The 22056-nt window shown below is 72.3% G+C and carries 29 protein-coding genes; 19 read left to right on the plus strand and 10 right to left on the minus strand.

Features of this window, described 5'->3' with window-relative positions; translation table 11 throughout:
• Positions 1 to 21 precede the first annotated feature (21 nt).
• Together ABD143_RS37655 and ABD143_RS37660 are read right to left on the minus strand one after the other, a co-directional pair.
• Positions 22 to 858: an SAM-dependent methyltransferase gene (locus ABD143_RS37655; protein ID WP_343988464.1), complete on the minus strand. Its 837-nt coding sequence runs from the start codon at positions 856 to 858 to the stop codon at positions 22 to 24.
• Between the two features lie 152 nt (positions 859 to 1010).
• Complete coding sequence (locus ABD143_RS37660; RefSeq protein WP_343988467.1) at positions 1011 to 1469, minus strand: DUF1348 family protein; 459 nt, start codon at positions 1467 to 1469, stop codon at positions 1011 to 1013.
• 97 nt (positions 1470 to 1566) lie between these two features.
• On the opposite strand from ABD143_RS37660, the gene ABD143_RS37665 reads away from it, so the two are divergent.
• A complete protein-coding gene (locus ABD143_RS37665; protein WP_343988470.1) occupies positions 1567 to 2142 on the plus strand; it encodes a TetR/AcrR family transcriptional regulator in 576 nt (191 codons plus the stop codon).
• A gap of 92 nt (positions 2143 to 2234) precedes the next feature.
• Here the strand turns inward: ABD143_RS37665 and ABD143_RS37670 are convergent, their stop codons facing one another.
• Complete coding sequence (locus ABD143_RS37670; protein WP_343988473.1) at positions 2235 to 2573, minus strand: hypothetical protein; 339 nt, start codon at positions 2571 to 2573, stop codon at positions 2235 to 2237.
• A gap of 175 nt (positions 2574 to 2748) precedes the next feature.
• Here ABD143_RS37670 and ABD143_RS37675 point away from each other — a divergent pair, with 175 nt between their 5' ends.
• From ABD143_RS37675 to ABD143_RS37685, 3 genes are all read left to right on the plus strand, one after another.
• On the plus strand, positions 2749 to 3963 hold the full coding sequence (locus ABD143_RS37675) for a phosphodiester glycosidase family protein (RefSeq protein WP_343988476.1): 1215 nt from the start codon (positions 2749 to 2751) through the stop codon (positions 3961 to 3963).
• Positions 3964 to 4112: 149 nt separating this feature from the next.
• Complete coding sequence (locus ABD143_RS37680) at positions 4113 to 4577, plus strand: MarR family winged helix-turn-helix transcriptional regulator (RefSeq protein WP_343988479.1); 465 nt, start codon at positions 4113 to 4115, stop codon at positions 4575 to 4577.
• A gap of 52 nt (positions 4578 to 4629) precedes the next feature.
• Positions 4630 to 4995 (plus strand): tetratricopeptide repeat protein, encoded by a 366-nt coding sequence (locus ABD143_RS37685; RefSeq protein WP_343988482.1) that lies wholly within the window; start codon positions 4630 to 4632, stop codon positions 4993 to 4995.
• A 12-nt stretch (positions 4996 to 5007) separates the two neighbouring features.
• Here ABD143_RS37685 and paaK read toward each other — a convergent pair whose 3' ends face one another.
• On the minus strand, positions 5008 to 6333 hold the full coding sequence (gene paaK / locus ABD143_RS37690) for a phenylacetate--CoA ligase PaaK (protein ID WP_343988485.1): 1326 nt from the start codon (positions 6331 to 6333) through the stop codon (positions 5008 to 5010).
• Positions 6330 to 8357: a phenylacetic acid degradation bifunctional protein PaaZ gene (gene paaZ, locus ABD143_RS37695; protein ID WP_343988488.1), complete on the minus strand. Its 2028-nt coding sequence runs from the start codon at positions 8355 to 8357 to the stop codon at positions 6330 to 6332. Before paaZ ends, paaK begins: the two co-directional genes overlap by 4 nt.
• A gap of 185 nt (positions 8358 to 8542) precedes the next feature.
• Here paaZ and ABD143_RS37700 point away from each other — a divergent pair, with 185 nt between their 5' ends.
• Positions 8543 to 9346 (plus strand): enoyl-CoA hydratase/isomerase family protein, encoded by an 804-nt coding sequence (locus tag ABD143_RS37700; protein ID WP_343988491.1) that lies wholly within the window; start codon positions 8543 to 8545, stop codon positions 9344 to 9346.
• Positions 9343 to 9945, plus strand: coding sequence for a TetR/AcrR family transcriptional regulator (locus ABD143_RS37705; protein ID WP_343988494.1), 603 nt, complete (start codon positions 9343 to 9345; stop codon positions 9943 to 9945). Before ABD143_RS37700 ends, ABD143_RS37705 begins: the two co-directional genes overlap by 4 nt.
• 489 nt (positions 9946 to 10434) lie before the next feature.
• Here ABD143_RS37705 and ABD143_RS37710 read toward each other — a convergent pair whose 3' ends face one another.
• Complete coding sequence (locus tag ABD143_RS37710; protein ID WP_343988497.1) at positions 10435 to 11016, minus strand: hypothetical protein; 582 nt, start codon at positions 11014 to 11016, stop codon at positions 10435 to 10437.
• A 240-nt stretch (positions 11017 to 11256) separates the two neighbouring features.
• Between ABD143_RS37710 and paaA the strand changes: the two genes are divergently transcribed.
• The 7 genes from paaA (at position 11257) to ABD143_RS37745 (ending at position 16491) form a co-directional block, all read left to right on the plus strand.
• Positions 11257 to 12213, plus strand: a complete 957-nt coding sequence (gene paaA, locus ABD143_RS37715; protein ID WP_343988500.1) for a 1,2-phenylacetyl-CoA epoxidase subunit PaaA — start codon at positions 11257 to 11259, stop codon at positions 12211 to 12213.
• Entirely contained in the window at positions 12210 to 12569 is a 360-nt protein-coding gene (gene paaB, locus ABD143_RS37720) for a 1,2-phenylacetyl-CoA epoxidase subunit PaaB (protein WP_343988503.1), read from the plus strand. The genes paaA and paaB overlap by 4 nt, the downstream gene beginning before the upstream one ends.
• Complete coding sequence (gene paaC, locus ABD143_RS37725) at positions 12566 to 13483, plus strand: 1,2-phenylacetyl-CoA epoxidase subunit PaaC (RefSeq protein WP_343988506.1); 918 nt, start codon at positions 12566 to 12568, stop codon at positions 13481 to 13483. The genes paaB and paaC overlap by 4 nt, the downstream gene beginning before the upstream one ends.
• On the plus strand, positions 13477 to 13980 hold the full coding sequence (gene paaD / locus ABD143_RS37730) for a 1,2-phenylacetyl-CoA epoxidase subunit PaaD (protein ID WP_343988509.1): 504 nt from the start codon (positions 13477 to 13479) through the stop codon (positions 13978 to 13980). The genes paaC and paaD overlap by 7 nt, the downstream gene beginning before the upstream one ends.
• A 5-nt stretch (positions 13981 to 13985) precedes the next feature.
• Entirely contained in the window at positions 13986 to 15065 is a 1080-nt protein-coding gene (gene paaE, locus ABD143_RS37735) for a 1,2-phenylacetyl-CoA epoxidase subunit PaaE (RefSeq protein ID WP_343988512.1), read from the plus strand.
• A gap of 50 nt (positions 15066 to 15115) precedes the next feature.
• The gene (locus ABD143_RS37740) at positions 15116 to 15859 is read left to right on the plus strand and encodes an SAM-dependent methyltransferase (RefSeq protein WP_379659621.1); all 744 of its coding nucleotides are present in this window, start codon (positions 15116 to 15118) and stop codon (positions 15857 to 15859) included.
• A gap of 140 nt (positions 15860 to 15999) precedes the next feature.
• Positions 16000 to 16491, plus strand: coding sequence for a CGNR zinc finger domain-containing protein (locus ABD143_RS37745; RefSeq protein ID WP_343988518.1), 492 nt, complete (start codon positions 16000 to 16002; stop codon positions 16489 to 16491).
• Between the two features lies 1 nt (position 16492).
• Here the strand turns inward: ABD143_RS37745 and ABD143_RS37750 are convergent, their stop codons facing one another.
• Positions 16493 to 17038, minus strand: a complete 546-nt coding sequence (locus ABD143_RS37750) for a TetR/AcrR family transcriptional regulator (RefSeq protein WP_343988520.1) — start codon at positions 17036 to 17038, stop codon at positions 16493 to 16495.
• A gap of 181 nt (positions 17039 to 17219) precedes the next feature.
• On the opposite strand from ABD143_RS37750, the gene ABD143_RS37755 reads away from it, so the two are divergent.
• On the plus strand, positions 17220 to 18068 hold the full coding sequence (locus ABD143_RS37755) for an SDR family NAD(P)-dependent oxidoreductase (RefSeq protein ID WP_343988523.1): 849 nt from the start codon (positions 17220 to 17222) through the stop codon (positions 18066 to 18068).
• A gap of 77 nt (positions 18069 to 18145) precedes the next feature.
• Positions 18146 to 18817, plus strand: a complete 672-nt coding sequence (locus tag ABD143_RS37760) for a hypothetical protein (protein ID WP_343988526.1) — start codon at positions 18146 to 18148, stop codon at positions 18815 to 18817.
• Here ABD143_RS37760 and ABD143_RS37765 read toward each other — a convergent pair.
• Positions 18801 to 19274 (minus strand): DUF2127 domain-containing protein, encoded by a 474-nt coding sequence (locus ABD143_RS37765; protein WP_343988597.1) that lies wholly within the window; start codon positions 19272 to 19274, stop codon positions 18801 to 18803. The two genes, ABD143_RS37760 and ABD143_RS37765, sit on opposite strands and share 17 nt — an antisense overlap.
• Positions 19275 to 19357: 83 nt before the next feature.
• Here ABD143_RS37765 and ABD143_RS37770 point away from each other — a divergent pair, with 83 nt between their 5' ends.
• Both ABD143_RS37770 and ABD143_RS37775 read left to right on the plus strand, forming a co-directional pair.
• Positions 19358 to 20131, plus strand: a complete 774-nt coding sequence (locus ABD143_RS37770; RefSeq protein ID WP_343988529.1) for a class I SAM-dependent methyltransferase — start codon at positions 19358 to 19360, stop codon at positions 20129 to 20131.
• 35 nt (positions 20132 to 20166) lie between these two features.
• On the plus strand, positions 20167 to 20733 hold the full coding sequence (locus tag ABD143_RS37775) for a dienelactone hydrolase family protein (protein ID WP_343988532.1): 567 nt from the start codon (positions 20167 to 20169) through the stop codon (positions 20731 to 20733).
• Positions 20734 to 20740: 7 nt separating this feature from the next.
• On the opposite strand, the gene ABD143_RS37780 is transcribed toward ABD143_RS37775, so the two are convergent.
• Together ABD143_RS37780 and ABD143_RS37785 are read right to left on the minus strand one after the other, a co-directional pair.
• Positions 20741 to 20911: a zinc-binding dehydrogenase gene (locus tag ABD143_RS37780; protein WP_343988600.1), complete on the minus strand. Its 171-nt coding sequence runs from the start codon at positions 20909 to 20911 to the stop codon at positions 20741 to 20743.
• Positions 20842 to 21393 (minus strand): zinc-binding dehydrogenase, encoded by a 552-nt coding sequence (locus ABD143_RS37785; protein ID WP_343988535.1) that lies wholly within the window; start codon positions 21391 to 21393, stop codon positions 20842 to 20844. Before ABD143_RS37785 ends, ABD143_RS37780 begins: the two co-directional genes overlap by 70 nt.
• Here ABD143_RS37785 and ABD143_RS37790 point away from each other — a divergent pair.
• Positions 21386 to 21613 carry a hypothetical protein gene (locus tag ABD143_RS37790; protein WP_343988538.1) on the plus strand — a complete coding sequence of 76 codons (228 nt, stop codon included), beginning with the start codon at positions 21386 to 21388 and terminating at the stop codon, positions 21611 to 21613. The genes ABD143_RS37785 and ABD143_RS37790 overlap by 8 nt on opposite strands.
• A gap of 82 nt (positions 21614 to 21695) precedes the next feature.
• A partial coding sequence (locus tag ABD143_RS37795; protein WP_343988541.1) for a DUF222 domain-containing protein occupies positions 21696 to 22056 on the plus strand: 361 nt, incomplete at its 3' end.

Below are 22056 nucleotides of genomic sequence, written 5' to 3' on the forward strand. Positions count from 1 at the left end.
ATTGGCCGAGGTCGGCGAAGATTACGGCTTGCGACCGACTCCGCCGAGGATCAAATGCTGCTCCGGCCAGAGCCGGCGAACCCGCGGTCCCGTGGGCCACCAGTCCTCGAGCCCCACCAGGCCGGGCTCGATCATCTCCAGATCGCCGAACAGCGAGGCGATTTGCTCTCGGGTGCGGTAGTAGCCGCTGCCCAGGCCGAGCTTGGTGAAGGCGTGCTCGAGTTCCCGCGCCTTCTTGCTCAGCTCGGCATCCTCCTCCGCCGGATCCCAGAAGTGCGTCATCGCGACATACGAGCCCGACGGAAGCGCGTCGATGTACTCGCGCATCATCCCTGCCGGGTCGACCTCGTCGGGCACGTGGTGCAAAGTGCCGCACTGCATCAATGCAACCGGCTGGTCGAGGTCGATGCGGCGGACCACGTCGGGATGCTTCAGCAGGTCCGCGGTCCGGGTCATGTCGGCTTCGACGAAGGTCGTGAAGTCGTTCTCCTCCAGCATCGCCCGCCCGTGGGCACTGCAGATGGGATCGATATCGACGTACACGACCTGGACCTCGGGGTTGTGGCGCTGAGCCACCTCGTGAGTATTTTCGGTCGTCGGCAGCCCGCTGCCCAGGTCGAGGAACTGATTGATGCCCACCTCATCGGCGAGATACCCCACCACACGCGCCAGCCAGCGCCGGTTCATCTGGCTGACATCCCCTTGGTGCGGGGCCGCCGCCCTGATCCGCTCCCAGACGCGCCGGTCGACGTCGAAGTTGTCCTTGCCCCCCAAGCTGGCGTCGTACACGCGGGCGATGGTGGGCTTCGTGGTATCCAGCAACGACGGCAGAAACGACGGCAGGGCTGCATCGTCCACGGGTGCCTCCCCCTCGGTGCCTGGAAGGCCACCAATCTAGCGCACCCCCCGCGGGCGCCCAATGTGGACGAGTGACGTCGCGCCCACCGAGATGACAGGAAAGCCACGCTGCAGGTGTTAGCGGTCCTGAACGTGGCTTTCCAGGCGTTCGGTCAGTAGATCGGGAAGCTTGCGCCGCGTTCTGAGTCCGGGCGGGGGCCCAGGATGCGGCGCTCCGACTCCGTGATCCGGCGGTCGTTGATGCTCGCCTCGCGGCGGCGCATCAGGCCGTCCTCGGTGAACTCCCACAGCTCGTTGCCGTAGCTGCGCCACCATTGCCCCGACGCGTCGCGGCTCTCGTACTGAAACCGCACGCCGATCCGGTCGCCCTCGAACGCCCACAGCTCCTTGCGCAGGGCGTAGTCGAGCTCGCGCTCCCACTTCTCGGTCAGGAACGCGACTATTTCCGCGCGCCCGACGACGTGCCGGTCCCGGTTGCGCCACACGGAGTCCTCCGTGTACGCGAGCGACACACGCTCGGGGTCGCGGGTGTTCCACGCGTCCTCGGCGGCCTGGACCTTCTGGGCCGCGGTCTCGGCGTCGAACGGGGGGAAGGGTGGGCGGCCGGTCATGGCTCGTTCCTCTGCTCGAAGTTCGCGGAGAACGGACGTTCTCCGTCTCACCCGGTAGCCTAGAGAACGCGCGTTCTCGCACGGCAAGAGGAGTGACGTGGATCTCATCGACGCCAACCAGCGGCTGCTGGCGGCCGCTGAGCGGCTCTACTACCCCCGCGGCATCCACGCCGTGGGGATGGACGAGGTGCGCGCCGAGGCGGGTGTCTCGTTGAAGCGGCTCTACCAGCTCTACCCGTCCAAGGAGCATCTGGTCGCGGCCTACCTCGACGCTCGCGACGAGCGCTGGCGCGCGCGGCTGCGCACGCACGTCGAGCGGCACGCCGTCGACCCGGGGGAGCGCCTGCTGGCGGTGTTCGACTGGCTGGGGCTCTGGTTCGCCGAGCCCGGCTTCCGGGGCTGCGCGTTCGTCAACGCGTTCGGGGAGATCGGCGGCGACGCCCCGCTCGTGCTCGCCGTCGTGCAGCGGCACAAGGTGCTCTTCCGCGAGTACCTGCTGGACCTGGCGCGGGCGTATCCGACGCCTGACCCCGAGGCGCTCGCCGACGAGCTGCTGCTCCTCGCCGAGGGGGCGATGTCGGCCGCCGCGGTCCTCCCCGAGCCGCGCCCGGACGTCGCCGCGCGCGCCCGCCGGGCTGCGTCTGCCCTGCTGGCTGCCGCCTCGGTCGGCTGAGGGTCAGCCGGTCTCGCCGGTGTCGGCGTGCGCCACACCCGCCGGCTTGGACTCGAGCGAGCCGCGCTCGCACCGGCGGGCGAACGCCGGGGTCAGCTGGTCGGCACCTGCGCCTGCTGTGTCCGCACCGCGATCGGCGCGCCCGCGAGGTCCTCCTCGTTGCAGAGCAGCTTGACGTCGTAGTAGGGGCTGCCCGCGCTGTCGTCGTAGTCGAGGTGGATCGCGATGACGTCGAGGGGCTCGCCCAACCATTTCTGGGCGCTGCGCAGCCACGCGGCGGACCGCTCGAGCGCCGTGGCCAGGTCGTCGTCGCGGAACTGCACCGGCCGGTAGGGCACCTGCTGCACGGAGTCCCGTTCGTTGGCGGGTGCCGGGAGGTCGGTGGCAACGCCCGTCTCGTCGAGGTCCAGTTCGATCGCCTGCTCACTCACGTTGCCAAGGGTGGCCTGGCGCGGCCGCCCCGGCAAGCGTGGCGCGTCCGCCCGGCCACCGGTTCGGGCCGCGTCCGCGACACCTGTGGGTTCAGCGGGGTTCTCGGTACCATGCCGGCTCGCTGGCGCGTGCTCCCATCCCCCTCGGGGGCGGTGATCAGGAGGGAGTTGGCAGGTGCTGGTAGCAGCCATGGCGGCGGTGTTCGCGCTCACCCTCTCGCTGACCGGATCCCCGTCGCCGACGCCTCCACCACCCGTTCCCCAGACGCAGGCCGGCGCCCAACGTGTCCTCGGCAAGCTGCTGCCGGCCGCGGAGGTCGCGCCTGGCGTCTCGCACCGAGAGTTCACGACGACGGCGGCGGCGGGAGAGGTCAACGGCGACATCGTCGAGGTCGACCTCGCCAACCCGACCGTTCACGTCGACCTGATGACAGCGGGGGCCGTCGCGGCACGCTCTGGGGTGGAGCAGATGGCGAACCGCAGCGGCGCGGTGGCCGGGATCAACGGCGACTTCTTTGACATCGACCGCACCAACGCCCCGGTGGGGCCTGCGGTCGCGGGCGGCCGGGCGGTGAAGGCGGCGGTGCCGCACGGCAGGCGGATGGGGCCTGCGGTTCCGGGCGCGGAGGTCGACTCCGTCTTCGCGGTGGACCGGACGGGCATCGGCCGGATCGACCGGCTGCGGCTGGAGGCGTCGGCGACGACCGCTTCCGCGACACTGCCGCTGGTCGGGCTGAACCAGTACGCGGTGCCGGACGGCGGGATCGGGATCTTCACGCCGGACTGGGGCGAGGTCGACCGCGCGACGACGCTCTGCGGGTCCGACACCGACCGGAACGCGCCCTGCTCGCCCGAGCAGGCGGAGGTCGTGGTGCACAAAGGGGCCGTGGCGACCACAGCGCGCCCCACCGACGGCCGCATCGCGCCGGGAGACATCACGCTGACCGGCCGCGACCAGGGTGCCGCCACGCTGCGCGCGCTGCGCGTCGGCGAGCCCGTCGACGTCCGGTACGCGCTGGTGCCGGCGAGCGGGATCCAGCCGGACTTCGCTATCGGCGGCAGCCCGATCCTGCGGGACGGCGCGCTCGTCCGAGGGCTGGACGACCGGGCGCGGGCCCCGCGCAGCGCCGTCGGCGTCGGCCCGAACGGGCGCCGCATGTGGCTGCTCACGCTGGACGGCCGCCAGGACGACAGCGTGGGCGCCTCTCTGGAGGAACTGGGGTCGTTGCTGCGCGAGTTGGGCATCCACAATGGGGTCAACCTGGACGGTGGCGGGTCGTCGACCCTCGTCTACAGGGACGAGGGGGAGCGGTCCGCCATGATCGTGAACAACCCGTCGGATCCGTCGGCCCGGCTGGTACCGAACGGGATCGGCGTTTACGTGCGCTGACGATCACTCGATCGGTCCAGTTGGTGGCTCATCGTGTCGTTTCATCAACGACACCTGGGGCGGACGATCGGGGGGATTAGCCTGCGGACGTGACACATCGCGATCCCGCAATTTGATGATGTCTCAACATATGTCATACCATGCCGGGTATGGGCGATCCGGCGTGGCTCGACGAGCGCGAGGCGGCCGTCTGGCAGGCCTGGCTCGCGATGCAGCGGCGGCTGCCGGCCGAGCTGGAGCGGCTCCTGATCCGCGACGGCGGGCTGTCCGGCGCGGAGTACACGCTCCTCGTGCCGCTGTCGGAGTCGCCGGAGGGTGTGCTGCGGGCGCGTGAACTGGGGCGGGTCGTCGGCTGGGAGCGCAGCAGGCTCTCGCATCAGGTCGCCCGCATGGAGCGGCGCGGTCTCGTCGTCCGCGAGGAATGCGCCGAGGACGCCCGCGGGTCGATGGTGCGGCTGACCGACGCGGGACGGGCGGCGATCGTCGAGGCCGCACCTGGGCACGTCGACGCAGTGCGGCGGCTGTTCTTCGACGTACTCACCCCGGCTGAGATCGAGGCGCTCGGAACCGTGTTCCAGCGAGTGCTCGACGGGCTCCCCGACGACGTCTGCTGAGCTCCCGGAATACCCCGTCTGGGTATTGGGTTCCACCCGGTCGGAGGTGGAGATGAACGAGATCGAGCGCTACCGGATGGCGGAGGGGTTCCTCGAGCTGGGCAAGCCGCTCGAGGCCCTGGACCTGCTGGAGCCCATCGCCGACCAGTTGCACGACACGGCAGGCGGCCAGCTGTTGATCGGGCGTGCGTACTACCACTCCGCCCAGCTGAACCGTGCCCAGCAGGCGCTGGAGCGGGCGGTGGAGCTGGCGCCGACGGACGCCTACGCCCGATTCGTGCTGGGCCGCACCATGCAGCGGCAGAACCGGCACACCGAAGCAGGCGCCCACTTCCGGGTGGCCGCCGCCCTCGACCCGAACCCGGAGTTCTGCGAGCACCGCGACACGCATGCCCGCATGCACCCCGCGGCCGCCTGACCGGTCCCGGTCTCAGCGCTGCCGCAGATCCTTGAGGCGCTGGAGCTTCCCGACGGACCGCTCCAGCGTCTCGGGGTCGACCACCTCGCACGCGACGGTCACACCGACCGTCTCCTTCACCGCCGTCACGAGCTCGGCGGCGGCGTCGGCGCGGCGTTCGGCCGAGGCGTCGGGCCGGGCCTCCGCGCGGACCGTCAGCGCGTCCATCCGGCCCTCGGTCGTGAGCACGAGCTGGAAATGCGGCGAGAGGCCATGTGTGCGCAGCACGACCTCCTCGATCTGCGTCGGGAAGACGTTCACGCCCCGCAGGATGATCATGTCGTCGCTGCGGCCGGTGATCTTCTGCATCCGGCGCATGCCTGGGCGGGCGGTGCCCGGCAGCAGCGTCGTCAGGTCCCGGGTGCGGTAGCGGATGATCGGCAGCGCCTCCTTGGTGAGGGAGGTGAACAGCAGCTCGCCCTCCTCGCCGTCGCGCAGCGGCGTGCCGTCGAGGGGGTCGACCACTTCGGGGAGGAAGTGGTCCTCCCAGACATGCAGCCCGTCCTTCGACTCGACGCACTCCTGCGAGACGCCGGGGCCCATCACCTCCGACAGCCCGTAGATGTCGACGGCATGCATGTCCATGCGCTGCTCGATCTCGGCGCGCATCTGCTCCGTCCATGGCTCGGCGCCGAAGATGCCCACCTGTAGCGACGACGACCGCGGGTCGATGCCCTGCTTCTCGAACTCGTCGATGATCGTGAGCATGTAGCTCGGGGTGAGCATGATGATCTCCGGCCGGAAATCTTGTATGAGCTGCACCTGCCGGGGCGTCATCCCGCCCGAGACGGGGATGGCCGTGGCCCCGAGCTTCTCGATCCCGTAGTGCGCGCCGAGACCGCCGGTGAACAGGCCGTACCCGTAGGCGTTGTGCACCTTGTGGCCGGGCCGCCCGCCCGCGGCCCGGATCGAGCGGGCCATCACCGTCGCCCAGGTGTCGATGTCCTTCGCGGTGTAGCCGACGACCGTGGGGCGGCCGGTCGTGCCCGAGGAGGCGTGGATGCGCCGGACCTGGTCCTGCGGCACCGCGAACAGGTCGAACGGGTAGTTGTCGCGCAGATCCGCCTTCGACGTCGTGGGGAACTTCGCGAGATCGGACAGCTCCCGGCAGTCCTCGGGATGCACCCCAGCGGCGTCGAAGCTCCGCCGGTAGAAGGGGACGTTGTCGTAGGCGTGCCGGAGCGTCCAGCGCAGGCGGTCGAGCTGGAGCGCCCGCAGCTCGTCGACGGACATGCGCTCGGCCGGGTCGAGAGTGGCAGGCGCCGGGACCTCGCCCAGCCGCCTCGCCGTAGCGGTCATTGCTTTGCCACCAGCGTCAGCACGTCGTAGCGCGCGACCGACTCGCCGTCCTGGCGCGCGACGTCCGCGTCCCAGCGGACCTCGCCGTACGCGGCGCTGTCCCGCGGCGTCACCTGCTTGCAGGTGAGCGTGACCGTCAGTGCGTCCCCGAACTTGACGGGCGTGAGGAACCGGAGCCGGTCGACGCCGAAGTTCGCGAGCACCGGGCCGGGGTCGGGGTCGACGAACAGCCCGGCGGCGAGCGAGACCACGAGGTAGCCGTGGGCCACGCGTTCCCCGAACAGCGGGTTCGCCGCGGCCGCGTCGGCATCCATGTGGGCGTAGAACGTGTCGCCGGTGAACTCGGCGAAGTGCTCTACGTCCTCCTGGGTGACTGTGCGGGGCCCGGCGACGATCGTGTCGCCGATGCGCAACTCCTCGAGGTGCTTGCGGAACGGGTGGACGTCGGTCCGGCGACGCTCCGAGCCCGCGACCCAGCGCCCGGTGATCGCCGTGAGCGTGTCCGGGTCCGCCTGCACCGCCGTGCGCTGCATGTGGTGCAGCACGCCGCGGATGCCGCCCATCTCCTCGCCGCCGCCCGCGCGGCCGGGGCCGCCGTGCACGAGCGCGGGCATCGGCGAGCCGTGGCCCGTCGACTCCTTCGCGTCGGCCTGGGTGAGCACGAGCAACCGCCCGTGCCACGGGGCGACGCCGAGCACGACGTCGCGGGCGAAGCCGCGGTCGCCCGTGACGACCGACCCCACGAGGCTGCCCTGGCCGCGTGCGGCGTAGGCGATGAGCTGCTCGGTGGAGGAGTAGGGCAGCACCGTGGAGACCGGCCCGAACGCCTCCACCTCGTGCGGCTCGGCGCGGTCCGGGTCGCCGGTGAGCAGGATCGGCGAGACGAACGCGCCGCGTTCGGGGTCGGCGTCGACCACGTCGACCTTCTCCGGGTCGCCGAAGACGACGCGCCCGGCGTCGGCGAGCGCATTGACGCTGCGGCGCACCTCCTCGCGTTGCTCCAGGCTCGCGAGCGCCCCCATCCGCACGCCCTCGGCTGCCGGGTTGCCGACAGTGGTCGTCGCCAGCCGCGCCGAGACGGCCTCGACCACGGCGTCCACGTGCTGGGCCGGCACGAATGCGCGCCGGATCGCCGTGCACTTCTGGCCCGCCTTGACGGTCATCTCCTGGGTCAGCTGCTTGACGTAGAGGTCGAACTCCGGTGTGCCCGGTTCGGCGTCCGGGCCGAGGACGGAGAGGTTGAGCGAGTCGGCCTCGGCGGTGAAGCGCACGGACCGCGAGACGATCGTCGGGTGGGTGCGCAGCTTCGCCGCGGTCGCGGCCGAGCCGGTGAAGGAGACGAGGTCCTGCTCGGTGAGGTGGTCGAACATGTCGCCCACCCCGCCCGCGACGAACTGCACGGTGCCCTCGGGCAGCAGCCCGGAGCCGATGACCAGCTCCACGAGCTTCTCCGTGAGGAAGGCCGTGGGGCTCGCGGGCTTGATCACGGTCGGGACGCCGGCGAGGAAGGCGGGGGCGAGCTTCTCCAGCGGTCCCCACACGGGGAAGTTGAAGGCGTTGACCTGCACCGCCACGCCCCGCAGCGAGGTGGCGACGTGCTGGCCGACGAAGGTGCCGCCCCTGCCGAGCGGCTCGACGTCGCCCTCGACGTAGACGGTGTCGTTGGGCAGCTCGCGGCGGCCCTTCGACGCGTAGGCCTGGAGCACGCCGATCCCGCCGTCGACGTCGAAGCGGGAGTCGAAGAGCGTAGCGCCGGTGCGCGCGGAGACCGCGTAGAGCTCCTCGCGGTGCTCGCGCAGGTGCCCGGCGAGCGCCTTGAGCAGGCCGGCGCGCTGGTGGAAGGTCAGCTCCCGCAGCGCGGGCCCGCCGACGGCGCGGCCGTGGTCGAGCACGCCTGCCATGTCGATCCCGGCGGAGGAGATCCGGGCGACCTCGTCGCCCGTCACCGCGTCGAAAAGCGGTCTGCCCTCGTCAGGAGGGGCCTGCCAGCCCCCGGCGACGTAGCTGCGCAGGACCGGTGCCATGGGGAGCCTCCGTGCTCGACCGACCGTTCGTTCGGGCGAAACTAGCACGGGATCAGGTAGCCGAACAGGCCCGCCGGGAGCCTCGGTGCGTATGTGTGTGCAGAGCCGGGTCCAGGCTCTGCACACACATACGCGTCCACGCTCCGCGCTCGACCGATCGTTCGGTCGGGCCTTAGTATGGCGCGATGGTCGACGACCCCGCGGTGCTCCTCACGCGTGACGACGCCGATGCGGCAGTCGCTGTGCTCACCCTGAACCGTCCCTCCCGGTACAACGCGCTCACCGTCGAGCTCAAGACCGCGCTGCTCGCCGCCGTCGGTGAGCTCGCGAAGGCGGAGGACGTGCGGGCGCTCGTGATCACCGGCGCCGGCCGCGCGTTCTGCGTCGGGCAGGACCTCAGGGAGCACGCCGAGGCAATCCGCGCCGACCCCCACACAGCGTTCGCCACTGTCGCGGAGCACTACAACCCGATCGTCCTCGGCCTGGTCGACCTGCCGTTCCCGGTGGTCGCGGCGATCAACGGCCCGTGCGTCGGCGCGGGGCTCGGGTTCGCGCTGGCCTGTGACCTGCGGGTGGCCGCGGCGGGGCTGGAGTTCCGCACGGGGTTCACCGGCATCGGGCTCACGGCCGATTCGGGGCTGTCGGCGAGCCTCGCGCACGCTGTCGGGGTCGCGCGCGCCACCGAGTTGCTGCTCCTCGGCGAACCGTTCAGCGCCGAGGACGCGCAGTCCTGGGGGCTGGTGCGCAGCGTCGTGCCCGCCGAGGAGGTGGTCCCCGCGGCGCTGGAGCTGGCTCGCCTTTTGGCCACCGGCCCCACCAGGGCGTATGCGGAGATCAAGCGGGCGGTGCGGCTCGGCGTGGTGGCGGACCTGCCGGATGTCCTCGCTGCCGAAGGCGCCGCACAGACCCGCCTCGCCGCCACCCGCGACCACACCCGGGCCGTCGACGCGTTCCTCGCCAAGCAGCGCCCGGCATTCGAGGGCCGATGACGGCCGACGCGGCCCGCCGCGTGCGCAGGCCGAGCACCGGACCGGGGTCGCTGCTGGAGGTGGCCGTCGGCGAGTTCATCGCGCGCGGGTACGACGCGACGTCCATGGAGGACCTCTCCCGGGCGGCCGGCATCACGAAGTCGTCCTTCTACCACCACTTCACGGGCAAGGAGGCGCTGCTGCGGGCGGCGCTGGAACGGGCGCTCTCGCGGCTGTTCGCGATCCTCGACGAGCCCGGCGCCACTGCGGGCTCGCCCGTTCAGCGGCTGCGCCACATCGTGCGGGGCCAGGTCGCGGTGCTCACCGAGGACCTCCCCTACGTCACGCTCCTGCTGCGCGTGCGGGGCAACACCGAGACCGAACGCTGGGCGCTGGAGCAGCGCCGGGCCTTCGACACGCGGGTCGCGGCGATCGTGCGGGAGGCGGTGGAGCAGGGCGAGGTGCGGGCCGACGTGGACCCGGCGCTGGCCGCGCGCCTGCTGTCCGGGCTGGTCAACTCGGTGGTCGAGTGGTTTCGGCCCGGGCGCTCCGGCGCCGCCGAGCTGCCGGACGAGGTTGCGCGGGTGGCGTTCGAAGGGCTCCTGCCAGCCGCCAGGTGACCTGTGCCTCCTAGGGCGCAACTTCTGCTGTCACAGGGAGTTAGAGTCAGCAAGGACACGCCACCCTTTTGGGTTATGTGTCTGCCGCTCAGACGTCCCCAGCTCCCCGGGAGTGCTGAAGGTGAATACGCACCGTGATGGCGCCGCCACTGGGCGCGCCTCGGCCAGAACGGCCGGGGCCCCTAAGGGCATCAGCGTCGAGGCGCTCGTGCGCCGGGAAGGCGCCGCGCCTGCCGCGCCCTCGCCGTCCCGGCGTGGCCGTCGGCGTCGGCGCCGGGTGTCCGCCCGGCCCGCGCCCTGGTTCGCGGCCAGCGCTGTCGCGGCGGTCTCCGCCGCCAGTGCGTCCGTGGTGGTCCTCCTGCCGGAAGGCTCGGCGGGGGCGGAGACGGCCGTCACGATCCAGGCCGCAGGCAACCTCGGCGCCGGTGCACCGGGCTACGCCCCGGCTCCGCGGCCGTCGCTGGGTGCCGGCGAGCTCGTGAACCCGGCTCAGGTGGCGGAACTGGCTCGGCTGGCGGCCGCAGGCAGCCCCGCGCCGGACGGGTTCGGGTCCGTGCCTGCACCGGCTGCGGCCCCGCCTCCCGCGCTGGCTGTACCCGGCGTCCCGGCGCCGCTGCCGAGCCTCCTGGCCGCGCCCCCGGCCCAGCGCGCCGCGCCGTCGTCCGACCAGGCGCCGGCGGACCCGCCCGCGTACCGCCCGGCGCCGGAGCCGCGTCCGTCGCAGCCGCGTCCGTCGCCGCCGTCGGCATCGGAGCCCTCGACGACCAGGCCTGCGCCGCGACCGGAGCCGACGTCGCCGCCGCCGTCCTCGCAGCCGCCCTCGTCCCAGCCGCCGTCGAGCGAGCCGCCGCCGTCCTCGCAGCCGCCGCCCTCGTCGCAGCCGCCGCCCTCGTCGCAGCCGCCGCCTTCCCATGAGCCGCCGCCGTCGTCCCAACCGCCATCGTCCCGGCCCCCGTCCTCGCAGCAGCCGGACCAGGCGCGTCCGCCGCAGGGCGGCGGCGGCCGCGGGGACAGCGGCGGCCGTGGCGGATCGGGCCAGGGCGACAACGGCAACGGCAACGGCAACGGCAACGGCAACAACGGTGGTGGCAACGGTGGCAACGGTGGCAACCATGGCCAGGGCGGCCAGGGCGGCCAGGGCGGCCAGGGCGGCGGCGGCGGCCGCGGTCGCTGACCCGGCTGTGCGCTGATCCCCGTACATACGTGGTGAGCGCTCGAACCCGCCGGGTCCGGGCGTAGCCGCGCCTTGTCTTGCGTCCGCCGGACCCGTGCGGCACCATTAGCCGAACGAACATTCGGTAGGAGGCGCGAGTGAGCGGTTCGGAGACTCAGAGCTGGTACGAGTCCCAGTTCGAGGAGACCATCGCGGCCGACCAGCGCATCGAGCCGCGCGACTGGATGCCCGACGCGTACCGGAAGACGCTGATCCGCCAGATCGCCCAGCACGCGCACTCCGAGATCATCGGGATGCAGCCGGAGGGCAACTGGTTGCTGCGCGCCCCCAGCCTGCGGCGCAAGGCGATCCTGCTCGCGAAGGTGCAGGACGAGGCCGGGCACGGCATGTACCTCTACGCGGCGGCCGAGACGCTCGGCGTCGACCGCGAGGAACTGACCGAGAAGCTGATCGAGTCGAAGCAGAAGTACTCCTCGATCTTCAACTACCCGACGCTCTCGTTCGCCGACATCGGCGTGATCGGCTGGCTCGTCGACGGCGCCGCGATCTGCAACCAGGTGCCGCTCTGCCGCTGCTCCTACGGCCCCTACGCCCGGGCGATGATCCGCATCTGCAAGGAGGAGTCGTTCCACCAGCGGCAGGGCTACGAACTGTTGCTCGCGATGGTGAACGGCACCGATGCGCAGCGGGAGATGGTGCAGGAGTCGACGAACCGCTGGTGGTGGCCGTCGCTGATGATGTTCGGCCCGCCGGACGCCGACTCGCCCAACACCCAGCAGTCGATGGCGTGGGGCATCAAGCGGCACACGAACGACGAGCTGCGCCAGCGCTTCGTCGACATGACGGTGCCGCAGGCCGCGGCGCTCGGCATCACGCTGCCCGATCCGGGGCTGCGCTGGAACGAGGAACGGCAGGCGCACGACTACACCCAGCCGGACTGGACGGAGTTCAAGGCGGTCATCGCCGGCTCCGGCCCGTGCAACGCGCAGCGGGTCGCCCACCGGCGCCGCGCCCACGAGGACGGAGCGTGGGTGCGCGAGGCCGCGCAGGCGTACGCGGAGAAGCGAGCGGCGCGGGCGGAGGCGGCAGCGTGACCGAGTACACGGCAGCGGGCGGTCACGGCGCGGTCCCCACCAGCGGCGTCGAGGCCGGCTCGGGGGAGCGCAAGCGGCGCAGCTGGCCGCTCTACGAGGTGTTCGTGCGCGGCAAGCGGGGCCTCAACCACGTGCACGTCGGTTCGCTGCACGCCGCCGACGACGAGATGGCGCTGCACAACGCCCGCGACCTCTACACGCGCCGCAACGAGGGCGTCAGCATCTGGGTGGTGCGCGCCGACCGCATCACGGCGTCGAGCCCGGCGGAGAAGGACCCGTTCTTCGCCCCCGCGGGCGACAAGGTCTACCGGCACCCCACCTTCTACGCGATCCCGGATGAGGTTCCGCACCTGTGAACGCCCACGCGCACGCCGAGGAGGAGGACGCGACCAACGCCTACCAGTCGCTTGCCGAGACGGTGGGGCACGACGACCCGCGGTGGGCGTTCGGGTCCGGAGTGGAAGACGTCCAGGCCGAGATCACCTCGCCGGTTCCCGAAGGCGTCGACCCGGCTGACCTCGCGCAGTACTGCCTGATGGTCGGCGACGACGCCCTGATCTGCAGCCAGCGGCTCACGGAATGGGTGAGCAACGCCCCCGAACTGGAGGAGGAGGTGGCGCTGGCCAACATCGCCCTCGACCTCCTCGGTCAGGCCAGGGTGTTGCTCGCCCGCGCCGCGCACGTCCGCGGCGACGGGGACGAGGACACCATCGCCTACCGGCGCACCGAGTCCGAGTTCCGCAACGTGGCGCTGGCCGAGCTGGGCGACGGGCTGGACTTCGGCCGGGCCGTCGCACGGCTGCTGCTGTTCTCGACGTGGCGGCTCGCGCTGCTGCAGCGGCTGCTCGGCTCGCGCGACCCGGTGCTCGCCGCGGTGGCCGGCAAGGGCGTCAAGGAGCTGGCCTACCACCGCGACTACGCCGCGCGCTGGGTGGTGCGCCTCGGCGACGGCACGCCCACATCGCACGGGCGGATGCAGGCGGCGCTCGACGTCGTGTGGCCCCACGCCGAGGAGCTGTTCCGCACGTCCGACGTCGAGCGGCGGCTCGCCGGTGCGGGAGTGGCGGTCGATCCGGCCGACGTCCGGGCGGAGGTCGACGCCGTCCTCGACGAGGTGCTCGCGGCGGCCACGCTGATCCGGCCGCAGCGCCCCGCCGTCGGCACGATCGGCGGCCGCGGCGGGCGGCAGGGGGTGCACACCGAGCAGCTCGGGCACGTGCTCGCCGAGATGCAGAGCCTCGCCCGCCAGCACCCGGGGGCGACGTGGTGACGGCGACGGGCACGGCACGGGCCGCGGCGGCCGCGGTCGTCGACCCCGAGATGCCGATGCTGACCCTCGCGGACCTGGGTGTGCTCCGGGACGTGACGGAGTTGGGCGACGCGGTCTCGGTGACGATCACCCCCACGTACTCCGGCTGCCCGGCGGTCGACGTCATGCGTGACGACCTGCGGGCCGCGCTCACGGCGGCCGGGTTCGCCCGCGTGGAGGTGCGAACCGTGCTGTCGCCGCCGTGGAGCACCGACTGGATCTCCGACGAGGGCCGCCGCAAGCTCGCCGATGCCGGCATCGCCCCGCCGGGACGGGTGGGCCTCCGGCCCGCTGGACCGGTGCCGCTGACCCTGACCGCGCCCGCCGACGTCGTGCCCTGCCCGCGCTGCGGAGCGCCCGCCACGGAGGAGACCTCGCGGTTCGGCCCCACGGCGTGCACCGCGCTGCGCCGCTGCCGGTCGTGCCGGGAGCCGTTCGAGCACATGAAGGAGCTCTAGACCTCATGACCGTCGCGCAGGCCCCGGCCCGCACCGGGTTCCACCCCTTGCGCGTGGCCGCCGTCGAGCGGCTGTGCGCGGACGCCGTCGCCGTGTCGTTCGAGGTCCCCGAGCACCTGCGGGACGTCTTCGCGTTCCGGCCCGGCCAGTACCTGACGCTGCGCAAGTTCGTCGACGGGGTGGAGGAGCGCCGGTCGTACTCGATCTGCGCACCCGCCGGGGCCCCGCCGCGGGTGGGCGTGCGGCGCGTCGACACGGGGCTCTTCTCGGAGTGGCTGGTGGACGGCGTTCAGGCGGGCGACGAGGTGGAGGTCGCCCCGCCCGCCGGGTCGTTCACCCCCGACCTGGAGCCCGGAACCCACCACGGCCTGATCGCCGCGGGCTCGGGGATCACGCCGGTGCTGTCGATCGCGGCGTCGCTGCTCGCCGCGCACGCCGACACCCGCGTCACGCTCGTGTACGGCAACCGCCGCACCGACACCGTGATGTTCACCGAGGAGATCGCCGACCTGAAGAACGCCCATGGGCCGCGGCTGCACCTGCTGCATGTGCTCTCGCGGGAGCCGATGGCGGCCGAGGTCGTCACGGGGCGGCTCGACGCGGCGAAGCTCCGCAGGCTGCTCGGCGCGCTCGTGGACGTCGGCGACGTGGACCAGTGGTGGCTCTGCGGGCCGCTCGGCATGACCACCGACGCGCACACGGTGCTGGCCGAGCTGGGTGTGCCGAGGCGGCGCGTGCACCGCGAGCTGTTCTACGTGGACGAGCCCCCGCCCGAGCTGCACCGCGCCGACGCGGCGGTGGACGGGGAGACGAGCGAAGTCACGGTGCTGCTCGACGGCCGGGCCACCACCCTCACTCTGCCCCGCGCCGAGAGCGTGCTGGACGCGGCGCAGCACGTGCGCGGGGACCTCCCGTTCGCGTGCAAGGGCGGGGTGTGCGGAACGTGCCGCGCCCGCCTCACGGACGGTGAGGTGACGATGCGCCGCAACTTTGCCCTCGAGGACGAGGAGGTCGAGGCCGGGTTCGTGCTGACCTGCCAGTCCCGCCCGGCGACGGCAACGCTCACGCTGGACTTCGACAGCTAGCGAGGAGCGCGCTCCTCGGGGCACTAGCTCCCGCTGCGATCATGGTGGGCGTGGATCGAGCCGAGGCCAGCCGCATCGCCCATCGTCGCCATCCGATCGCGGCTCCGATCACCGAGGCGAACGCCCGGGAGCTGCTCGGGTGGCTCTCCCCGCCGCCGGGCGGGCAGGTGCTGGACCTCGGGTGCGGCGAGGGGGAGTGGCTGCTCACGCTGCTCGCCGAGCACCCCGACGTGAGGGCGGTCGGCGTCGACGTGGCCGCTTCCGCGCTCGACCTCGCGCGCAGCAGCGCCGAGCGGCGAGGGTTGGACGGGCGGACGACCTGGATCGCCGACGACGCCGCGACCTGGAGGGACGGCCTGTTTGACGCCGTGCTCTGCGTCGGGGCGACCCACGCCTTCGGCGGTCTCGACAAGACCCTCGACGCCGTGCGCGCACACCTGCGTCCCGGGGGGCAGGCGGTGGTCGGCGATGGCTTCTGGGAGGTGGCGCCGGGCGGTGCCGCCCTCGACGCGCTCGACGCGGTGCCCGGCGACTTCCCGGACCTCCCCGGGCTGGTGCAGCGGGCTCGTGAGCACGGGTTCGAGCCCGGGTACTGCCACGTGAGCACGCTCGCCGAGTGGGACGAGTACGAGTGGTCGTGGACGGCTTCGCTCACGGAGTGGGCCCTGCGCGAGGCGCCGGACGAGCAGCAGCGGCAGGAGGCGCTGGCCATCGCGCACGAGCACCGGAGCGGCTGGCTGGGCGGCTACCGCGGCGTGCTGGGCTTCGCGACGCTGGTGCTACACCACGGGTGAGCGGCGCGAACACGACCGTGCGCCTCGACCGGCGACGAGCCGCCGGTCATGACACGTCCTCCCCGGTCCGCGTCCCTCAGGCCGCCGCGTCCAGCACGACGCGGAACCGCGCCCGGCCGGACATCATGTGTTCATAGGCCTTGGGCGCGTCCGACAGCGGCAGCACGGCCGACAAGCTCGACAGCCCGGAGTCGGCGACGCTGGTCCTGCGCCCGTTCGGGCAGGAGGACGGCTTCCCGACAGTCCAGCGGCTCGACCTCGTGCGCGCGGTGCGCGACGACTTGCTGGGCCTGGTCGACGTCCGCGAACCCGCCGACGCCTCCCAGGATTGGGCCGCGTTCTCGGGTCGGGTCGGCTCGATCGCGTTCCGGCAGGACTTCTCCTCGCCCGGCCGGGTCGATCTACGACAGGTCGCCGGCGATCCTGTGGTCGGGCGGATCGCCCGCGACGTCGCGGCGCTCGTCACCGCCGGCAGCTGGTCCCGGCTGCGGCTCTGTGCCAACGACGTGTGCCGCGAGGCCTTTTACGACACCACTCGCAGCCGCACCCGCCGCTGGCATTCCTACGAGATCTGCGGCAACCGCTCCAACGTGGCCGCGTATCGGGCCCGATCCGGCTCGCGGGCTTCTTGAGTCAGCTGGCGGCGGCCCGGAGGTGTTCCAGGAGGTCGTCGACCAGGTCCTGCGGGTCGGCGCCGCCCTTTCCGTCGGCGGCGAGGTGACCGGAGAGCGCCAGGTCGACCGCCCCGTGCGCGACCGACCGGACTAGCGCCGCGAGCCGCACGGGGTCCCCTGCCGGCAGGTCGCCGGCCTCCTGGCCCGCCTTCACTGCGCGCAGGAACGCCGCGCTCGCCGTGTCCGCCGCCGCGCCCAGGTCGGCGGACCCCGTGTTCCAGGTGCCGAAGACCAGCTTGAACCGCGCCGGGTGGGCCAGGGCCCAGGTGACGTAGGCACTCAGCGCCGGGCGCAGATCGGTGTAGCGGGCTGCCCATGTCTGGTGCGTCAGTTCGCGGGCGGCCACTGAGGCGAGCAGTGCGTTCTTGTCCGCGAAGTGCTTGTACGGGGCGTTGTGCGACAGCCCGGCCCGGTGGCCGACCTCGCGCAGTGTCACCGCGGCGGGCCCGCCCTCGTCCAGGAGGTCGGTGGCGGCGTCGAGCAGGGCCTCGCGGGTGGTCGGCACCTGGCCATCGTAGATCCGGCTGACGTCGTCAACCGCGCACCGCCCTCTCTCGACAATGCGAGCGACAGCTCGTATCATGGAAAATACGAGCTGGCACTCGCGTTGTTCTCGACGGGCGCCCGCGCCGCTCGCGAACTCACTCACCGAGAGAGGGAAATCGATGTCAGATACCGACTCTGCCGTGCTCATCACCGGTGCCGCCGGAGGGATCGGCTCGGCCGCCGTGCGCCTGCTCGCTGAGCGCGGCCACCGCGTCTTCGCCGGTGTCCGCCGGCCCGCGCCCGCCCTCGACGGCCTGCCCCGCGTCGAGCAACTGCCCTTCGACGTCACGGACCCCGACGCCGTCGCGGCCGCCGCCGACGCCGTCTCCGCGGCCGTCGGGGGACTCCGAGCTGTGGTCAACAACGCCGGGCTCATCGTCCAGGGTCCGCAGGAGCTGCTCCCCCCCGCCGACCTGCGTCTCCAGTTCGAGGTCAACACGTTCGCCCCCGTCTACGTCACCCAGGCGTTCCTGCCGCTGCTGCGGCGCGGGCACGGCCGAGTGATCAACGTCAGCGCACCGACGGCGAACACCCCCATCCCGTTCATGGGGCCGATCTCGGCGAGCAAGGCGGCGCTCGCGTCGCTGTCCTCGGCGCTGCGCACGGAGCTCGCCGCGTGGGACATCCCGGTGGTGCTCGTCGAACCGGACAGCACCGACACGCCGATCTGGGCGAAGACGGACGCGTCCACACGTCGCTCGCTGGACGCGGCCGACCAGGCGCGGGCCGCGCTCTACGCACCCCACCTTGAGGCGATCGCCGCCGCGACCGCCGCGCAGAAGCTCGGACCGGTCGAGCCTGCGGCCAAGGCGATCCTGGCTGCCGTCGAGGCCAGGACACCGAAGCGCCGCTACTTCGTCGGGCGCGCCCGGGCGCTCTCGACGCTGTCGAAGCTGCCCGACGGACTGCGGGAGCGGCTCATCGCGCAGACGTTCGGGCTGTCCGGGTTGGCTCGGGCGATGCCGGCGGGCTCGGCCGGGAGGTCCTGAGCTGGATCCCGTCCGCACGAGTCACGGTCGTTGCCGGGCCGTTGCCCTCCCGGGCCGGAGGGGGAGACTCCAGGATCGTGAGCAAGCTGGACTCGGGGCCCGCGTGGGCCCGCCCGACCCGCACCGAGCACCGGTGGCCCGCCGCGGTCGCGATCGCGATCGCGATCGGGTTGCAGCTGTTGCTGCCAGCCGACCTGGTGCCGCCCGCCCGATACGTCCTGCCGGGGCTCGAGCTCGCACTGCTCCTCGGCCTGGTGGCGGTCAACCCCTTCCGGCTCAACCGGGAGTCGGCCATGCTGCGCTGGGTGAGCCTCGTCCTCACCGGGCTCGTGGCGCTGGCGAACGCGTGGTCGACCGTGCTGCTGGTGATCGACCTGCTCACCGGCCGGTTCGATTCGGCATCTCAGCTGCTCGGTGCGGGCGGGGCGGTCTGGCTCACCAACGTGGTCGCGTTCGCGCTCATCTACTGGGAGCTCGACCGAGGCGGCCCACCCGCCCGCGCCTCCGGAGTGGACGACTGGCCGGACTTCATGTTCCCGCAGATGGCGACCCCCCAGCTCGCCGATCCGGGCTGGGAGCCGGTCTTCTTCGACTACTTCTACCTGTCGTTCACCAACGTCACCGCGTTCAGCCCGACCGACGTCATGCCGCTCACCCGGTGGGCGAAGGCGACGATGATGGTGCAGGCGGCGGTGTCGCTGGTCCTTGTCGTGCTCGTGGTGGCGCGGGCGGTCAACATTCTCGCCTGAGCAGCCGATACTCGCGGATGATGAGCACGATCACCACGACGTCCAGCGCGGCCAGGAACGGAAGCAGCACCGAACCCGTGCGCACCGCGCGGTCGATCTCGTAGGCGACGAATGCGGTCAGCACGGCCACGGCCACCGGGTATGCGGGTTGCCAGCGGCGCACCAGAGCCACCACCAGGGCGATCTTCACGATGCCGTGCAGGCCGAGGTAGAGCACGACGAACGTGCGGTTGCCGGACGCGAACTCCGCGGTGCCCGCCACGAGATGGCGGGCGAGGAAGCCGTCGGGCCGGCCGAGGAGGTCGCGGGCGAGCACGTCGGCCACGAGCTGGTGCACGGCCGCGGCGGGCACCACCAGCAGCACGACAGCCGCCAACAGCTCCGCAGCCCCGTCGAGACCCTTGAGGAGCAGCGCGAACCGGAAGAGCCGCTCACCGGCGGCCGTGTTCGTGGTGATGGCGCACCTCCCTGCGGGAGTTCGTGGGTCACCAGCTGGTCTACCCGTTCGTCCGTCATCGTGATGTGGGGGATCCTGGCTGCGTGATACGCGAGTCGGAAGCCCCGCACGCAGCCGACCCGCACGGCTGGTCGGGCGTCGCCGAGGGCTGGGCGGAGTTGTGGGGCGGGTTCGCGGAGCCGGCCTGGCGGGCCCTCGCCGACGTGACAGGGATCGGCCCCAGCTCGCGCACGCTCGACGTGGGGTGCGGGAGCGGCGAGTTCGTCGCGTTCCTCGACCGGCTCGGCGCGTCGGCGGCGGGAGCCGACCCGGACCCCGGCATGGTGGGCGTCGCCCGGTCCCGTGTGTCCGGTGCGGAGGTCCGGGTCGGCGACGCGGAGAGGCTCCCGTGGCCGGACGCAGCGTTCGACGTCGTGACGGCGATCAACGCCCTGCAGTTCGCCGACGACACCGACGACGCCGTCGCCGAGCTCGTGCGCGTCACGGTGCCCGGCGGCCTCGTCGGGATCTCGAACTGGGCGGAAAGCGACCGCAACGACCTCGGGACGATCGACGCCGCCGTCGCGGCTGCAGCGGGAGAGGACGTGTCGAAGGACGGCGATCTCCGGAAGCCCGGCGGCCTGGAGGCGCTGTTGGGTGATGGCGGGCTGGAGGTCGTGGCGGCCGGGCTCGTTGAGGTCGTGTGGGAGGCGCCGGACGACGACGTGCTCGTCCGGGGTGTGCTGCTGGGCGAGGAGCCGCAGGTCGTGGCCGCGACGGCCGCGACCGTCATCGAGGCCGCTCGCCCGTTCCGGACCTCCGGCGGCTATCGCTTCGTCAACGCGTTCCGGTACGCGGCCGCTCGCAAGCCGGGTTGATCGGGACTGTCGGAGGATCTGGCTACGCTTCGGGCATGGCCGAGGTGCTGATCTTCCACCACTCGCTCGGGCTGACGAAGGGGTGCCTCGCGTTCGCCGAGGATCTCCGGGCTGCCGGGCACGTCGTCCACGTCCCCGACCTCTACGAGGGCAGGACGTTCTCCACGCTCCTCGACGGCGTGGGCTACGCCGAGGAGATCGGCTTCGACACCGTGATCGAGCGGGGCAGGCAGGCCGCCGAGGCGCTGCCCATGGAGATCGTCTACGCCGGGTTCTCGCTCGGCGTGATGCCCGCGCAGAAGCTGGCCCAGACGCGTCCGGGCGCGAAGGGCGCCCTGTTCCTCCACAGCACCGTGCCGCTGTCGGAGTTCGGCGGGTCCTGGCCGCAGGGCGTCCCGCTGCAGATCCACACGATGGAGGACGACGACTGGGGCGATGTCGACGTCGCCCGCGACCTGGCGGCCACGATCGAGACCGCCGAGCTGTTCCTGTACCCCGGTGATCAGCACCTGTTCACCGACCGCGGCCTGCCCGACTACGACGAGACCGCTGCGGTGCTGGTCAAGAGTCGAGTGCTGACGTTCCTGGACCGCATTCGATAGCTGCTGGTCAGGGCTCCAGCAGGATCCGGCCGCCCGCCGATCCGGTCTCGACGCGGCGGTGTGCCTCGGCGGCCTCGGCCAGCGGCAGGGTCTGGGTGGGCATGTCGATCAAGCCCTGCCCGATGACCTCCAGGGCGCGCCGGGCGGCGGGACCAGCCTGTTCGGGGTGGGCGGGCAGGTAGAAGCCGGCAAGCCGAGCACCGCGAGGTTGGCGCGCCACAATGCGTTGGTGTCCACGGTGTGCCGCCAGTCGCCGCTGGCGTTGCCCACCAGCAGCATCCGTCCCATGGGCGCCATCACCTGCAGGCTGGCCGTGCGCAGTTCGCCGCCGACCGGGTCGACCACCACATCGAAGCGCTGCCCGCCAACCGCCTCGGCCAGGTCCTCGCCCGCCACGACCCGGTCATAGGGCAGGGCCGAGGCCTGCGCCTCGGCCAGCTTGCCGCGGCGCACGGTGCCGACGACCCCGGCCGCGCCCATACTGCGGGCCACGCCGGGAAATGCGGACGCCAGCCCACCCATCGCCCCGTGCACCAGCACCCACTCGCCGGGCTGAAGGTGAGCCACGCCGCTGAGCGCCAGGTAGGCGGTGGCTGCGTTGGGTAGGGCCGCTGCTGCCAGCGCCGGGTCCACACCGGTTCCATCCAGGCTGGTGGTCATCGCCGCGTCCGCGATACTGATCGAGGCGTCCGCCACACTCGCCCAGCTCTACGCCCAAGAACCCCGCTGGGGCCACGCCGCGCTCGAGTTCGAGGAGCGTCTCACCCGCCTCCTTCAGGCCACCGCCGCCGGCCTCACCGCTGCCGCCGATCTCGCCGCCGCCGCAGCCCATGCTGGTGGCCAAGAGTCGGGTGCTGACGTCCTGGACGGCATCCGATAGCTTCTTCCTCGTGCCGTTGAACGGCCTCTGACCTGCGGTGAATGACACTCACTCGAACATTTGTTCGAGTAGAATCGAGGTCGTGCCCACCGATCGCGTTGCTGCCGCGCATCGCCTCCTCGTCGAGGCGGTCGACGCGCTGGCCGCGGCTGCGGGGCCGGGCGCGGGGGATGACGAGCTGCTGTCGGTGCTGACCGTCTCTGAGGGAGTGGCGCGGCGGTTGGACCGGGTGGTCGTGGGTGCGGTGGCCGATTTGGAGCGTCGGGGGACGTTCGCCGAGCGGGGTTACAAGTCGGCGGCCGGGGCGCTGGGGGACATGCTGGGGTGGGAGCGGTTCGAGGCCCGCCGGCGGGTCGTGGCGGCCGATCAGGTGTGCGCCAGGACCGGTTTGGACGGTGCGGCTTTGCCGGCGCCGCTGCCGGCGACGGCGGCGGAGTTCGCGG

It is taken from the genome of Pseudonocardia aurantiaca, from assembly GCF_039526725.1.
Taxonomy (GTDB): Bacteria; Actinomycetota; Actinomycetes; order Mycobacteriales; family Pseudonocardiaceae; genus Pseudonocardia; species Pseudonocardia aurantiaca.

Excerpts from the sequence above, each read along its gene's own strand:
- ABD143_RS37700 (WP_343988491.1), top strand. The coding sequence starts at position 8,543 with ATGGTCGACGACCCCGCGGTGCTCCTCACGCGTGACGACGCCGATGCG.
- paaK (WP_343988485.1), bottom strand. The coding sequence starts at position 6,333 with ATGACCGCTACGGCGAGGCGGCTGGGCGAGGTCCCGGCGCCTGCCACT.
- ABD143_RS37680 (WP_343988479.1), top strand. The coding sequence starts at position 4,113 with ATGGGCGATCCGGCGTGGCTCGACGAGCGCGAGGCGGCCGTCTGGCAG.
- paaE (WP_343988512.1), top strand. The coding sequence starts at position 13,986 with ATGACCGTCGCGCAGGCCCCGGCCCGCACCGGGTTCCACCCCTTGCGC.
- ABD143_RS37785 (WP_343988535.1), bottom strand. The coding sequence starts at position 21,393 with ATGACCACCAGCCTGGATGGAACCGGTGTGGACCCGGCGCTGGCAGCA.
- paaZ (WP_343988488.1), bottom strand. The coding sequence starts at position 8,357 with ATGGCACCGGTCCTGCGCAGCTACGTCGCCGGGGGCTGGCAGGCCCCT.
- ABD143_RS37685 (WP_343988482.1), top strand. The coding sequence starts at position 4,630 with ATGAACGAGATCGAGCGCTACCGGATGGCGGAGGGGTTCCTCGAGCTG.
- ABD143_RS37705 (WP_343988494.1), top strand. The coding sequence starts at position 9,343 with ATGACGGCCGACGCGGCCCGCCGCGTGCGCAGGCCGAGCACCGGACCG.
- ABD143_RS37660 (WP_343988467.1), bottom strand. The coding sequence starts at position 1,469 with ATGACCGGCCGCCCACCCTTCCCCCCGTTCGACGCCGAGACCGCGGCC.
- ABD143_RS37775 (WP_343988532.1), top strand. The coding sequence starts at position 20,167 with ATGGCCGAGGTGCTGATCTTCCACCACTCGCTCGGGCTGACGAAGGGG.